The sequence below is a fragment of the Paraburkholderia sp. BR10923 genome (assembly GCF_040948765.1).
Lineage (GTDB): Bacteria > Pseudomonadota > Gammaproteobacteria > Burkholderiales > Burkholderiaceae > Paraburkholderia > Paraburkholderia youngii.
In genome coordinates, this window is the sequence record NZ_JBFPKO010000023.1 from 65,862 (window position 1) to 79,060 (window position 13,199).

Genomic DNA, 13,199 nt, shown 5'->3' on the forward strand with positions numbered 1-13,199 from the left:
TTAGCCGCCGTACACGTCGAAGTCGAAGTACTTCTGCTCGATCTTCTTGTACGTGCCGTCCTTGATCATGTCGGCGATCGCCTTGTCGACCTTGATCTTCAGATCTTCGTCTTCCTTGCGCATGCCGATGCCCGCGCCGTTGCCGAGGATCTTCGGATCGTCGATGTTCTGGCCGACGAAGGCGAAGCCTGCGCCGCGCGGCGTCTTCAGGAAGCCCTGGTCAGCCTGCACCGCGTCCTGCAACGCTGCGTCCAGACGGCCCGACTGCAGGTCGGTGTAGACCGCGTCCTGGTTCTGGTACGGCACGACCTTTACGCCCTTCGCCTCCCAATAGGTCTTCGCGTAGGTTTCCTGGATCGTGCCCTGTTCGACGCCCACCGTCTTGCCCTTCAGCGAGTCGGCGGTCGGCACGATACCCGAGCCCTTCTTCGCGACGAGTCGCGTCGGCGTGTTGAACAGCTTCGACGAGAAAGCGATCTGTTCAGCACGTTTCGGCGTCATCGACATCGACGACAGCACGCCGTCGAACTTCTTCGCCTTCAGTGCCGGAATCATGCTGTCGAAGTCCTGCTCGACCCACACGCACTTCGCATTCAGACGACGGCAGATTTCGGTGCCGAGATCGACGTCGAAGCCGACCAGCTTGCCATCGGTCGCTTTCGATTCGAACGGCGCATAGCTCGCATCCACGCCGAAGCGGACTGTGGACCAATCTTTGGCGAAAGCGCCGGTGGCAGCGAGCGCGAGGGCGAGGGACAAGGCAAGTTTCTTCATCAAAGTCTCCGGGAGGGATGCAACGAGTGCGATGTTGTATAGACAAATTATCCCGTACGGCCGATGAGCGGCAATCAGGGTTAGTGCTTACGCGCACCCAGGAGGGGAGACCGAAAATAGGAGCAAAGGCCTTTACAGACAAGCTTTTAAGGCTGATTGAAAGGCCGCGGGCTCAGCCGGAATTTTCGCGTATACCCGCGGTCTATACCGTGATGACGAGCTTGTCCATACAACTTGGTTACGGCGACGGCCGCATGGACGTCTAGCCGCGAACCGCGCGATCCGCGCTACTGATGCGAAGGCGGTAGATAGGTCATGTGCTGTTCGTTGTACAGCGCGTAGATCAGTTCCTGCATGCGCTGGATGTCGGCCGATTCGTCGAGCATGCGCATGCTCATGATGATCGGCGACACGAGGTTCTCATCGTCGAGATCCTTATAGGCGATGTCGCCGCGCTGCAAGCCGTAAACGCTCGCCGGCACGATCGAGATGCCTTCGCCCGCGGCGACGAGGCCGAGCGCGATCTGCAACTCGCGCGTCTCGTAGAGCCGCTGCGGCTTCAGCCCGCGATCGTGAAACGCGGCCAGCACCTGGTCCGCGTAACTGGGCCGAGGCGCCTTCGGAAAGATGATCAGCGTTTCGCTGGTCAGGTCGTGCATTGACAGCACCGGCTTCGCGTCGATCAGCGGATGGCCGAGCGGCAGCGCGACGATCATCCGTTCTTCGCGCAGCACGACGCGCCGGATGCTCGGGTCTTCGTGACGAATGCGGCCGAAGCCGACGTCGATGCGGCCTTCCTTGAGCGCCTTGATCTGATCCATCGTCGACATCTCGTGCAGGCTCAGCTCGACGGTGCTGTTCTCGGTACGAAAGCGCCGGATGATTTTCGGCAGCATGCCGTACAGCGTCGAGCCGACGAAGCCCACGGACAAACTCCGCTCGATCTTGCCGACGCGCCGCGTCATCGCCTCGATTTCCGTCGTTTGCGCGAGCAACTGCACCGCGTGCGAATAGAAAAAGCGGCCCGCCTCGGTCAGCTTCAGCGGCCGCGAGTTGCGCTCGAACAGCTGCACGCCGAGCGTGTCTTCGAGCTGCTGGATCTGCCGGCTCAGCGGCGGCTGCGCAATATGCAGACGTTTGGCGGCCTTGGTGAAGTTGCATTCCTCGGCAACGGCCACGAAGTAGCGCAGGTGGCGCAATTCCATAAAAATACCTTCTAAGTATCGCCGCGATACTAAATCAGTGTTGGACGATGCAAACGGCGTGCAACTATCCTTCAGTTACCGTAGACGCCCCGCAAAATTATACCTCCCGAGCATTGACAACTCGGCCCGGTCTGAAGCGTCGGTCGGCCCCACGGAGACGGCGCAGGCAAATCCTCGCGCATGGGATCCAAGACTTAGAAAGAGTTCAGGAGCAGCAATGAAACACGCTGAAATCGAAACCCTGCCGAAAGGGTCGTCCACCGATATCCCGCCTCTCGTGCCGAAGGTCGAGCCCTTGCGCGCCGCGACCTGACGCAGCCCCCGGAGGGGCACCGCCTCCACTTCCCGACGTGAAAGACCAACCGGCCAGCCGGCCTCCCGGCAGGCAGGCCGCTCCCTACACGCGTGCTTCGCACGCATACCGACAGTCCGCACCAGGAGACACGCATGATTCCGATCTACCCGGATCACACTCCACAATTGAAGAACATCGACGACTTTCTCGTCGAAGACCGCGAGCGCGGCGATTACCGCCTGCATCGCAGCGCGTTTACCGACGAGCGTCTGTTTGAACTCGAAATGCAGCACATTTTCGAGGGCAACTGGATTTATCTCGCGCACGAAAGCCAGATTCCGAACAACAACGACTATTTCACGACCTACATGGGCCGGCAGCCGGTCGTGATCGCGCGCAACCGTCAGGGCGAGCTGAACGCGTTCATCAATTCGTGCACGCACCGCGGCGCGATGCTGTGCCGTCACAAGCGCGGCAACAAGGCCACCTACACGTGCCCCTTCCACGGCTGGACTTTCAACAACAGCGGCAAGCTGCTGAAGGTCAAAGACCCGTCGGAAGCGGGCTATCCCGACTGCTTCAACAAGGAAGGCTCGCACGATCTGAAGAAGCTCGCGCGCTTCGGCAACTATCGCGGCTTCCTGTTCGGCAGCCTGAGCGATGACGTGCCGCCGCTGGAGACGTTCCTCGGCGAGGCGGCGCTCATCATCGACATGATCGTCGACCAGTCGGAAGACGGACTCGAAGTGCTGCGCGGCTCGTCGACCTACACGTATGAAGGCAACTGGAAGCTGACCGCGGAAAACGGCGCGGACGGTTATCACGTGTCGGCCGTGCACTGGAACTACGCGGCGACGACCAATCATCGCAAGGAAGAAAACGCGCGCGAAGACAAGATCCGCGCGATGGATGCGGGCAGCTGGGGCCGTCAGGGCGGTGGCTTCTACGCGTTCGAGCACGGCCACATGCTGCTGTGGACGCGCTGGGCGAATCCCGAAGACCGTCCGAACTTTAGCCGCCGCGAGGAATTCGCCGCGCGCTGCGGCGCCGAGCGCGCTGACTGGATGATCCAGAACTCGCGCAACCTGTGCCTGTACCCGAACGTGTATCTGATGGACCAGTTCGGCTCGCAGATTCGCGTGCTGCGGCCGCTGTCGGTCAACAAGACCGAGGTGACGATCTACTGCATCGCGCCGAAGGGCGAGTCCGACGAAGCGCGCTCGCGCCGCATCCGTCAATACGAGGACTTCTTCAACGTGAGCGGCATGGCCACGCCCGATGACCTCGAGGAATTCCGCGCCTGCCAGTTGGGCTATGCGGCCCGCGCGGTCGAATGGAACGACATGTGCCGCGGTTCGAAGCACTGGATCGACGGCGCCGACGAAGCCGCGCAAAAGATCGGCCTGAACCCCGTGATGAGCGGCGTGAAGACCGAAGACGAAGGCCTCTACACGGTGCAGCACCGCTACTGGATCGACACGATGAAAAAGGCGCTGAACGCGCCGGGGAGCCGCGCATGAGCAACATCGCCATCACCGATATTCAGGCTTTCCTGTTCCGCGAAAGCCGCCTGCTCGACGACGAGCAATGGGACGAATGGCTCGCCTGCTATCACCCGGACGCGTCGTTCTGGATGCCGTCGTGGGACGACGAGGACAAGCTCGTCACCGATCCGCAGCGCGAGATTTCGCTGATCTATTACCCGAACCGCCAGGGCCTCGAAGACCGCGTGTTTCGCATCAAGACCGAGCGTTCCAGCGCGACGATGCCCGATACGCGCACGAGCCACAACGTCGCGAACGTCGAAGTGGAGAGCGCGGAGAGCGGCGTGTACACGGTGCGCTTCAACTGGCACACGCTGAGCCATCGCTACAAGACCAACTACAGCTACTTCGGCATGTCGCGCTACGTGATCGACTTCACCGGCGCCGAGCCGCAAATCCTGAGCAAGTACGTCGTGCTGAAGAACGACTACATCAATCAGGTCATCGACATCTACCACATCTAGCCGGTGCGGTTGCAGGAGACAGGTCATGGAACACACTATTGCACTTCAGTTCGAAGACGGCGTCACGCGCTTCATCAACTGCCGTGAAAACGAAACGCTGTCGGATGCCGCGTACCGGCAGAAGATCAACATTCCGCTCGACTGTCGCGAAGGCGCGTGCGGCACCTGCCGCGGACTGTGCGAATCGGGCGCGTACGACATGCCCGAGGAGAGCTACGTCGAAGATGCGTTGACCGCCGAAGAAGCGGGCAAGGGCTATATCCTCGCGTGCCAGACGCGGCCGCGCTCGGATCTGGTGATTCGCGTGCAGGCGTCGTCGGCGGCGTGCAAGACCGGGGTGTCGCGTTTCGAAGGCACGCTCGCGGCGGTCGAACGGCTGTCGGATTCGACCATCCATTTCTCGATCGATATCGACGGCGCGAGCGCGCCGAGCTTTCTCGCGGGGCAATACGTGAACGTCGAGATTCCGGGCGCGAGCGGCGAGAGCCGGTCGTATTCGTTCAGCTCGGCGCCGGGCGCGACGCGGGCGGCGTTCGTCGTGCGCAACGTGCCGGACGGCAAGATGAGCGGCTTCTTGAGCCGCGATGCGCAGCCGGGTCAACGGATCGGCTTCACGGGTCCGTATGGCAGCTTCTATCTGCGCGATCCGCAGCGTCCGGTGCTGTTCCTCGCGGGCGGCACCGGCATCGCGCCGTTCCTGTCGATGCTCGACGTGCTGAAGGCGAGCGGCAACACGCAGCCGGTGCGCCTGGTGTACGGCGTGACTCACGACATCGATCTGGTCGCGCTCGAACAGCTCGAACAAGCGCAGCGCACGCTGCCGAATTTCAGCTATCGCACCTGTGTCGTCGATGCCGCGAGCAGTCACGAGCGCAAAGGCTATGTGACCGCGCACGTCGACAGCGAATGGCTCAATAGCGGCGACGTCGACGTCTACCTATGCGGCCCGGTCGCGATGGTCGAAGCGGTGCAGGGCTGGCTGCACGACAGCAGCGTCGAGCCCGCGAACTTCTACTACGAAAAATTCTCGGCGAGCAACGTAGCATGACTTCGACCTTTACCGATCGCTTCAAGGACAAGGTGCTCGTCGTGACCGGCGCGGGCCAGGGTATCGGCCGCGGCGTCGCGTTGCGCGCGGCGCGCGAGGGCGCGGCGGTGGTGCTGGTGGACCGTTCGCCGATCGTGCAAGAGGTGGCCGAAGAGATTGCGCGCGCCGGCGGCGACGCGCGCGCGTTCATCGCCGACCTCGAAACCTATGCGGGCGCGACTGCGATGACGGCCTTCGCGATCGATGCGTTCGGCCGCATCGACGCACTCGTCAACAATGTCGGCGGCACGATCTGGGCGAAGCCGTACGAGGAGTATGAAGCGGAGCAGATCGAGGCCGAGGTGCGGCGTTCGCTGTTCCCGACGCTGTGGTGCTGCCACGCGGTGTTGCCCGCGATGCTCGAGCGCGCGAGCGGGGCGATCGTCAATGTGTCGTCCATTGCGACGCGCAGTATTTATCGCGTGCCGTACGCGGCGTCGAAGGGCGGCGTCAATGCGCTGACCGCGAGCCTCGCGTTCGAGCATGCGGAGCACGGCATCCGCATCAACGCGGTCGCGACCGGCGGCACCGAAGCGCCGCCGCGCCGCGTGCCGCGCAATACCGCACCGCAAAGCGAGCAGGAAGCGACGTGGTATCAGGGCATCGTCGATCAGACGATCGCGTCGAGCCTGATGCATCGCTACGGCACGATCGACGAACAGGTCGGCGCGATCCTGTTCCTCGCTTCCGACGAAGCGTCGTATATCACCGGCACCGTGCTGCCGGTCGGCGGCGGCGATCAGGGCTAGCGAGCGTCGGGCCGAACGACGCCGATAGGCCGCGCGGCGATTGTCCTTCATACTATCGGCCCGGAATGACTCCGCTGCCGGATGGTGACATGCGGTGATTCGCGGTCACTCGCGGTGACATGCGCCGCCCGGCGCGTGTCACCAACAGCGGGCCGCCACACCCACATCGACGATGAATCCCACCCCTAGCCAGGCGCCGACCACGCGCGCCGTTGCGGCCGACTGGTCCGTGTCCGCCATCGTAGCCGGCTTTCTGGCCGTGCTGATCTCGTATGCGGGCCCGCTCGTGATCTTCTTCCAGGCCGCGCAAGCGGCCCACATGCCCAACGACGTGGTCGCGTCGTGGGTATGGGGCATCTCGATCGGCGCGGCCGTCTCCGGCATCTTCGCGAGCTGGAAGCTGAAGGTGCCGGTCGTGACCGCGTGGTCCGCGCCCGGTACCGCGCTGCTGGTCGGACTGTTCCCCGCGTTGACGCTGCATCAGGCGGTGGGCGCGTATCTGAGCGCGGCCGTGATCATTCTGCTGATCGGCATCTCGGGCTATTTCGATCGCATGGTGCGCCGCATTCCGAAGGGCATCGCCTGCGGGATGATGGCCGGCATTCTGTTGCAGTTCGGCACGCATGCGTTCAAGGCGGCGGCAGCGATGCCGGCGCTGGCGTTCGGCATGATCGGTGCGTACATCGTCTTCAGACGCGTGCTGCCGCGCTATTGCATCGTGCTGGTGTTGCTGACGGGCACGGTGCTCGCCATCGCGCTCGGCGCCGCGCACCTCGGCGCGCTGCCGCTGCAAGTCACCAGGCCGATCTTCATCCAACCCGAATGGACGCTGAGCTCGACGCTGAGTCTTGCGCTGCCGCTCGTCGTCGTCAGTCTGACCGGCCAGTTTCTGCCGGGCATGGCGATTCTGCGCGTGTCCGGCTATCACACGCCGGCCCGGCCGATCATCACAGCGACTAGCATCGCGTCGATCGGTGTGGCGTTTTTCGGCGGCATCACGATCGTGATCGCCGCGATCACGGCGGCGCTGTGCACCGGCAAGGACGCGCACGACGACCCGGACAAGCGCTATATCGCCGGCATTGCCAACGGCGTGTTCTATCTTATCGGCGGGACCTTCGCCGGTGCGATCGTCGCGCTGTTCACGATGCTGCCGAAGGAATTCGTCGCGATTCTGGCGGGCCTCGCGTTGATCGGTGCGATCACGTCGAACGTGATGGGCGCGATCCAGGACGAAGACCATCGCGAGGCCTCGGTCATCACGTTTCTCGCGACCGCATCCGGTATGACCTTCCTCGGGCTCGGCTCCGCGTTCTGGGGCATCGTGATCGGCTCGTTCGCGTACCTCGTGCTGAACAAGGTGCGGCGCGAGACCTCGGCAAACCAATGACGAAGCGGTAACTCAAGGCCGCGCCCCGAGCGCCTGAAACAGCGCGGCGGTATCGGCATAACGCTGCGCGGCGGCTTTGGTGCGATCGAGTCCGGTCTGCAATTGCTGGCGCTGCGTATCGAGCAGCGTCAATTGGCTGATGCCGCCCGCCGCATAACGCTGACTCGCAATACCGGCGCTGTGCTGGGCGCTGCGCTGCGCGGCATCGAGCGCCTGCAACGCAATCGCATCCTGATCGAGCGCGCGCAGCGCGTCGGCGACCTGTTGCAGTCCCTGCAGCACGGTTTGCTTGTACACGGCGAGCGCCGCCTGGTAGGCCGCCTCGGACGAATGCTTGCGCGCCAGCAGTTCACCGCCATGAAACAGCGGCTGCGTGAGACCGGCGCCAAAGTTCCACACGTTGAAGCCCGTCAGCAGATCGGACACGTTGACACGTTCGGTCGCCGCGCTGCCCGACAGCGTGATACGCGGATACAGGTTCGCGGTCGCGACGCCGAGGTTCGCGCTCGCCTGATGCAACAACGCCTCGGACGCGCGAATGTCGGGCCGCTGCTGCGCGAGCGTCGACGGCAAGGTCAGCGGCAGGTCGGCGGGCAGCACGAGCGTATCGAGGTCGAGCGCGGCAAGGTCGTGCGTGGTGGCCAATTCCGCTGGCGCGCGTCCCAGATAGATCGCGAGCTGATGATCGGTCTGTGCAAGCTGCGTGCGCAACGGCGGTAACGTCGCGCGGGTCTGCTGCACCAGCGTGCGCTGACTCAGCAGATCGACCTCGGAGATGCCGCCCGCGTGATAGCGGTGTTCGGCGATATCGAGTTGCTGCATCTGATTCGCGAGCAGCGCCTCTGTGAGTGCGATCTGCCGCGCGAGCGACGCGCGCCGGATCGCCGCCGTCACCACATTGCCCGCGACCGTCAAACGCGCGGCTTCGAGCTCGTATTGCTGATAGTCGACCTGCGCAGCCACCGCTTCGAGCGCGCGGCGATTCGCGCCGAACAGATCGAGCGTGTACGACACGGTGACTTGCGCGCTGTACAGCGTGAACGGCGCAAACGCGCGGCCTTGTGTCAGCTGGCCGAAGCCCAGCGCTTCGGGATCGATCCTCTCGCGCGTGGTCGACAGGTTCGCATCGACCTGCGGCCACAGCGTGCCGCCCGCCTGCGCGCGGTAGTCCTGCCGCGCTTCGTCGAGTTTCGCGCGGGCTTGCGCGAGGGTCAGGCTGTCGTCGAGCGCCTGCTGCACCAGCGCGTTCAGCGCCGGCGAGCCGAACGCGCGCCACCAGCCGTCGCCGGGCACCTCGGTCGGCACGAAGTGTTGCGCGGCGCCGCCGGGACCGTCGGCGGCGACCGTGCTTGCCGCAAGCGGCGCGGCGGTATAGCTCGACACGCTGGTCACGTCGGGCCGATGGAAATCGGGGCCGACGGTGCACGCGCACAAGGCCGCGCTTGCGCCGAAGGCGGCGAGCCGACGCGTGACGGATAAACAAGCCGCGCGACGAAAAACCACGTCAAGAAAGCGAGGGGCGGAACACATTGCAGGCCTTCCTCAATCGAGCGTGCGTCGATAGAACTTCACGGCGACGCCCATCACGACGAACAGAAAGATCAGCAGCGGCCACACATGCGGCCACATGTCGGCCCAACCGACGCCTTTTAGCAGAATGCCGCGCACGAGCCGGTTGAAGTAGGTGAGCGGCAACAGGTTGCCGATGTACTGCGCCCACTTCGGCATGCCCGCGAACGGGAACATGAATCCCGACAGCAGGATGTTGGGCAGAAAATAGAACATCGTCAGCTGCATAGCCTGCAACTGATTCTGCGCGAGCGACGACAACGTAATGCCGATCGTCAGATTGGCCGCGACGAACAATAGCGCGGACAGATACAGCGCGAGCAGACCTCCTTCGAACGGCACGTTGAACACGAAGCGAGCGGCCGCGAGAATGATGCTGACCTGCACCAGACCGATCGCCACATAAGGCACGATCTTGCCGGTCATCACTTCGAGCGGCAGCACCGGCGTAGCCAGCAGATTTTCCATCGTGCCGCGCTCGCGTTCGCGCGTGATCGCGAGGCCCGTCATCATCACCATCGTCATCGTCAGGATCACGCCCATCAGGCCCGGCACCACGTTGTACTGGGTGATGCTTTCGGGGTTGTAGAGCCGGTGCAATTGAACATCGAAAGCGGTGGGGCCGACCGCGAGCGGCGACAGCGGACCCGTGAGGTCCTTCTGCAGTACCGACTGCGTGATCGACGGCAATGCGCCGAGCGCGGTGCCCACCGCCATCGGGTCCGTCGCGTCGGCTTCGACGAGCAGCGAGGGCCGCGCGCCTTTGGCCAGCTCGCGGGTGAAACCGACCGGAATATTCAGCACGAACAGCACCTTGCCTTGCGCGAGCGCGCGGCGGCCGGACTCTTCATCGGGCAGCGTCGAGACGATGTCGAAGTAATCGGAGTTGCGCATCGCCATCAGGAAGCTGCGCGTGAACTCGCTGTGATCGGCGGCGATGACGGCGGTCGGCAGATGCTTCGGGTCGGTATTGATCGCGAAGCCGAACAGCGCAATCTGCATGATCGGCAGCACGATCATCATCGCAAACGTGATGCGGTCGCGCTTCAGCTGCAAAAACTCCTTGCGCACGATGCTCCACCAGCGCATCAGCGAAAAGCGCGGAAGTCGGCGCGCGGAATTCACGATGCTTTGCCCGCGGAAGGCGTTGCATAGTTGTCGGTCGAGCGGTTCATCATGAAGATGAACACGTCCTCGAGGCCGGTTTCCTGTCTTTCGATTCGTAGCGTGGGGTTCGAGCGTTCCAACTGGTCGATGCTCGCGTGGAGTTCGGGCGTGTCGGGCCCGCTCACGTGCAGCGACGAACCGAACGCGACCGTCTGCTCGACGCCGGGCGAGTTGCGCAGCCGGTCGCCGAGCTCGACGAGATTCTGGCCGTACACGGCCCACGTCACGAGCCCTTGCGAGTCGATCACCTGTTTCGACGTACCCTGCGCGAGCAGCCTGCCGTACGCGATATAGGCGAGCTTGTGGCAGCGTTCCGCTTCGTCCATATAGTGCGTGCTGACGAGTACCGAGATGCCGCGCGCCGCGAGGCGGTGCAGCTCTTCCCAGAAGTCGCGGCGCGCGCTCGGATCGACTCCGGCGGTCGGCTCGTCGAGCAGCAGCAGTTCCGGTTCATGCAGCATGCACGCGGCCAGCGCGAGACGCTGCTTCCATCCGCCCGACAGTGCGCCGGCCAACTGCTTCTCACGGCTTTGCAGGCCAAGCTGTTCGAGCGCGCGATCCACCGCCTCGCGGCGGTTCTTCATCTCGTAGATGCGCGCGACGAAGTCGAGGTTTTCGCGGATCGACAGATCTTCCCAATAGGAGAAGCGCTGCGTCATGTAGCCGGTGCGGCGTTTGATCTGCGCGCTGTCCCGCACGATGTCGTAGCCGAGACAGGTGCCGCTGCCGGAGTCCGGCGTCAGCAGTCCGCACATCATGCGGATGCAGGTAGTCTTGCCGCTGCCGTTCGGGCCGAGAAAACCGAAGATCTCCCCGCGCTGCACCTGCATCGTCACGTCGTTGACCACGTGCTTGGTGCCGAAATGCTTGTTCAGCCCGTGCACATCGATCGCGTACACGGGGTCGCTGGCGTTGGCGGGGGGCGGCGCGGGCGCACTCATTGCAGCGTGACCGTGACGGGCTGGCCGGGCCGCAGCTTCGGCGCATCGGCGGTTCGCGGTCTGGCTTCGACCATGAACACGAGCTTCGCGCGGCTTTCGTTGCTGAAAATCACTGGCGGCGTGTACTCCGCCTGGTCCGAGATGAAGCTGAGCACGGCCGGCACATCGGCGGCGCACCCGTCGCAATGAATCGATACGCGACGGCCCGGCGCGAGCGAACCGACCACTCCCTGCGGCACGAAGAAGCGCACCTTGACGTTTTCCGGCGGCAACATGCGCACGACGGGGCTGCCCGCCGGCACCCATTCGCCGCTGCGAAACATCGTGTCGAACACGAGGCCCGCGTGCGGCGCGTGCACGCTTTTCTGATCGAGCTTCCATTGGGCCTGGCCGAGTTGGGCCTGCGCGGCGTCGACTTGCGCCTGCTGTGCGCGGATCTGCTCGATCCGCCCCGGCAGACGCGCGACGGCGAGCTGACTTTGCAACTCGCGCACGTGCGCGGCGCTCGACAGCGCGCTCGCGCGCGAGTCGTCGAGCTGGCTTTGCGCGATGCCGCCGGCGTCGAATTGCTGTTGGTCGCGGCGGAACTGGGTCGCGGCGCGCGCCGCATCGGCTTCGGCCTGCACGAGTTGCGCGCGCGTCACGTTGACTTCCGGCGGACGCTTGCCGGTCCCGAGGTCGGCGAGCTGGGCGCGGGCCGAGCGCAGTTGCTCGTTCGCCTGCGCCACGGCGTCGGTTTCGTTCTGCGCTTCGAGCGCGAACAGCGGCGTGTTCTGCGCAACGGTCTGCCCGCGCGAGACCGCGAGCTCGGTCAACTGGCCCGCCTGCGAAGACGCGAGGTACAGGAACTCGCCTTCCACATAGCCTTGCCATGTGTTCGCCGGTTGTTGCGAACAGCTCGCGCACGCGATGCACAGCGCAAGCAACGCGACACGTGTGGATGAGCGGGCGGACGGAATCATGACGGCTTTCCTTTCGCGCGGCGTGCGGTGGACGTCGCCCGGCTCCTTGCCCTGGCGCTGGTCTTGACCGCCGTGGTTGCGCTCATGCCCTGCGTGAGCAGTGCGACGACGTGGCGTTCGAGCGTCGCGCGATCGAACGAACTGCGCGGATTCAGGCGTTGCCAGATCCTGGCGGTTGCCTGCGGCAGCATCACGAGCGCGAGCACCGAGTTGAACAGCAGCAACGGTTCGAGCTGCGCATTCAACTGACCCGACGCGCAACCGCGTGCGATGTTCTGACCGAACGCGGCGACCTTTTGCACGGGAATATGCGCAAACGCGCGCTCGCGCAGCAGGCCGCCTTCGTTGATGATTTCGCGCAGCCATAGCGAAGGCAGCCACGGCATGGCCTCGGTGACGTCGAACATGCGTTTGACGATGCCTTGCGTCAGCGCGAGCGGATCGTCGCGTTCGGCATCGACCGGGTCCCAGATGGCGCCGAACGCGGCGACCAGCTTTTCCTCGAACAACGCGTCGAGCAGCTTTTCGCGGGTCTGGAACCAGTAGTGCACCATCGCGGACGTCACGCCGCTCGCCGCCGCGATCTGCGCCACCGTCGTGTTGGCGATTCCGCGCTCGGCGAACAGCGTCACCGCGACATCGAGCAGATGTTCGCGTGCGTCGAAGTCCTGCGGATGAGGACGACGACCCATTCTGGAACGGGCGACTTGCGGCATGGACACCGGACTAACTGATGAGTTAGTTAGTTTTAACTGCTTGATAGTAGGACAAGTTTTGATGTGCTGAAGGAGGGGAAACCCTGGCTGAGGGTGGCCGCCGTTGTGTCGTCGATTCGTCCTGAGATGTTTTCTCTTCCCAAAAGCTCAACGATTACTGTCCATCTCCGGTCAATTTTTCATCCGCAGCTTTCGCGGCGTAATAGCACTTCTAAAATCACCCGGCCTGTAAGACGCAGTAACAGAACGGGTACTTGCTTGGTGCGCTCTCACACACAGTCGTCGAAAATGACTTCATAAAATTCCCGACGAATTAACCACCATCATGCATGTACT

At 63.8% G+C, this 13,199-nt stretch carries 12 protein-coding genes; 5 read left to right on the forward strand and 7 right to left on the reverse strand.

Annotation, left to right across the window (positions count from 1 at the left end):
- The gene (locus AB3X94_RS32035) at positions 1-774 is read right to left on the reverse strand and encodes an ABC transporter substrate-binding protein (RefSeq protein WP_176111475.1); all 774 of its coding nucleotides are present in this window, start codon (positions 772-774) and stop codon (positions 1-3) included.
- Between the two features lie 287 nt (positions 775-1,061).
- Positions 1,062-1,979, reverse strand: coding sequence for a LysR family transcriptional regulator (locus AB3X94_RS32040; RefSeq protein ID WP_176111474.1), 918 nt, complete (start codon positions 1,977-1,979; stop codon positions 1,062-1,064).
- A gap of 447 nt (positions 1,980-2,426) precedes the next feature.
- Between AB3X94_RS32040 and benA the strand changes: the two genes are divergently transcribed.
- From benA to AB3X94_RS32065, 5 genes are all read left to right on the forward strand, one after another.
- Positions 2,427-3,794, forward strand: coding sequence for a benzoate 1,2-dioxygenase large subunit (gene benA / locus AB3X94_RS32045; RefSeq protein WP_176111473.1), 1,368 nt, complete (start codon positions 2,427-2,429; stop codon positions 3,792-3,794).
- Positions 3,791-4,282, forward strand: a complete 492-nt coding sequence (gene benB, locus AB3X94_RS32050; protein WP_368613628.1) for a benzoate 1,2-dioxygenase small subunit — start codon at positions 3,791-3,793, stop codon at positions 4,280-4,282. The genes benA and benB overlap by 4 nt, the downstream gene beginning before the upstream one ends.
- A 25-nt stretch (positions 4,283-4,307) precedes the next feature.
- Positions 4,308-5,330, forward strand: coding sequence for a benzoate 1,2-dioxygenase electron transfer component BenC (gene benC / locus AB3X94_RS32055; protein WP_368613629.1), 1,023 nt, complete (start codon positions 4,308-4,310; stop codon positions 5,328-5,330).
- Positions 5,327-6,118, forward strand: coding sequence for a 1,6-dihydroxycyclohexa-2,4-diene-1-carboxylate dehydrogenase (locus AB3X94_RS32060; RefSeq protein ID WP_176111470.1), 792 nt, complete (start codon positions 5,327-5,329; stop codon positions 6,116-6,118). Before benC ends, AB3X94_RS32060 begins: the two co-directional genes overlap by 4 nt.
- Positions 6,119-6,290: 172 nt before the next feature.
- Positions 6,291-7,508, forward strand: a complete 1,218-nt coding sequence (locus tag AB3X94_RS32065) for a benzoate/H(+) symporter BenE family transporter (RefSeq protein ID WP_368613630.1) — start codon at positions 6,291-6,293, stop codon at positions 7,506-7,508.
- 12 nt (positions 7,509-7,520) lie between these two features.
- Here the strand turns inward: AB3X94_RS32065 and AB3X94_RS32070 are convergent, their stop codons facing one another.
- Genes AB3X94_RS32070 through AB3X94_RS32090 form a run of 5 tightly spaced genes read right to left on the reverse strand, consistent with a single transcriptional unit; the run spans position 7,521 to position 12,839 of the window.
- Positions 7,521-9,038: an efflux transporter outer membrane subunit gene (locus tag AB3X94_RS32070; protein ID WP_368613631.1), complete on the reverse strand. Its 1,518-nt coding sequence runs from the start codon at positions 9,036-9,038 to the stop codon at positions 7,521-7,523.
- A 12-nt stretch (positions 9,039-9,050) separates the two neighbouring features.
- Complete coding sequence (locus AB3X94_RS32075) at positions 9,051-10,166, reverse strand: ABC transporter permease (RefSeq protein ID WP_368613660.1); 1,116 nt, start codon at positions 10,164-10,166, stop codon at positions 9,051-9,053.
- A 32-nt stretch (positions 10,167-10,198) separates the two neighbouring features.
- Complete coding sequence (locus AB3X94_RS32080) at positions 10,199-11,185, reverse strand: ABC transporter ATP-binding protein (RefSeq protein ID WP_368613632.1); 987 nt, start codon at positions 11,183-11,185, stop codon at positions 10,199-10,201.
- A complete protein-coding gene (locus AB3X94_RS32085; protein WP_176111466.1) occupies positions 11,182-12,147 on the reverse strand; it encodes an HlyD family secretion protein in 966 nt (321 codons plus the stop codon). The genes AB3X94_RS32080 and AB3X94_RS32085 overlap by 4 nt, the downstream gene beginning before the upstream one ends.
- Entirely contained in the window at positions 12,144-12,839 is a 696-nt protein-coding gene (locus AB3X94_RS32090) for a TetR/AcrR family transcriptional regulator (RefSeq protein ID WP_368613633.1), read from the reverse strand. The genes AB3X94_RS32085 and AB3X94_RS32090 overlap by 4 nt, the downstream gene beginning before the upstream one ends.
- Between the last annotated feature and the right edge of the window lie 360 nt (positions 12,840-13,199).

Bases quoted from the DNA above. Each gene is read 5' to 3' on its own strand.
- AB3X94_RS32035 (WP_176111475.1), bottom strand. From the start codon at position 774: ATGAAGAAACTTGCCTTGTCCCTCGCCCTCGCGCTCGCTGCCACCGGC.
- AB3X94_RS32040 (WP_176111474.1), bottom strand. From the start codon at position 1,979: ATGGAATTGCGCCACCTGCGCTACTTCGTGGCCGTTGCCGAGGAATGC.
- benA (WP_176111473.1), top strand. From the start codon at position 2,427: ATGATTCCGATCTACCCGGATCACACTCCACAATTGAAGAACATCGAC.
- benB (WP_368613628.1), top strand. From the start codon at position 3,791: ATGAGCAACATCGCCATCACCGATATTCAGGCTTTCCTGTTCCGCGAA.
- benC (WP_368613629.1), top strand. From the start codon at position 4,308: ATGGAACACACTATTGCACTTCAGTTCGAAGACGGCGTCACGCGCTTC.
- AB3X94_RS32060 (WP_176111470.1), top strand. From the start codon at position 5,327: ATGACTTCGACCTTTACCGATCGCTTCAAGGACAAGGTGCTCGTCGTG.
- AB3X94_RS32065 (WP_368613630.1), top strand. From the start codon at position 6,291: ATGAATCCCACCCCTAGCCAGGCGCCGACCACGCGCGCCGTTGCGGCC.
- AB3X94_RS32070 (WP_368613631.1), bottom strand. From the start codon at position 9,038: ATGTGTTCCGCCCCTCGCTTTCTTGACGTGGTTTTTCGTCGCGCGGCT.
- AB3X94_RS32075 (WP_368613660.1), bottom strand. From the start codon at position 10,166: ATGCGCTGGTGGAGCATCGTGCGCAAGGAGTTTTTGCAGCTGAAGCGC.
- AB3X94_RS32080 (WP_368613632.1), bottom strand. From the start codon at position 11,185: ATGAGTGCGCCCGCGCCGCCCCCCGCCAACGCCAGCGACCCCGTGTAC.
- AB3X94_RS32085 (WP_176111466.1), bottom strand. From the start codon at position 12,147: ATGATTCCGTCCGCCCGCTCATCCACACGTGTCGCGTTGCTTGCGCTG.
- AB3X94_RS32090 (WP_368613633.1), bottom strand. From the start codon at position 12,839: ATGGGTCGTCGTCCTCATCCGCAGGACTTCGACGCACGCGAACATCTG.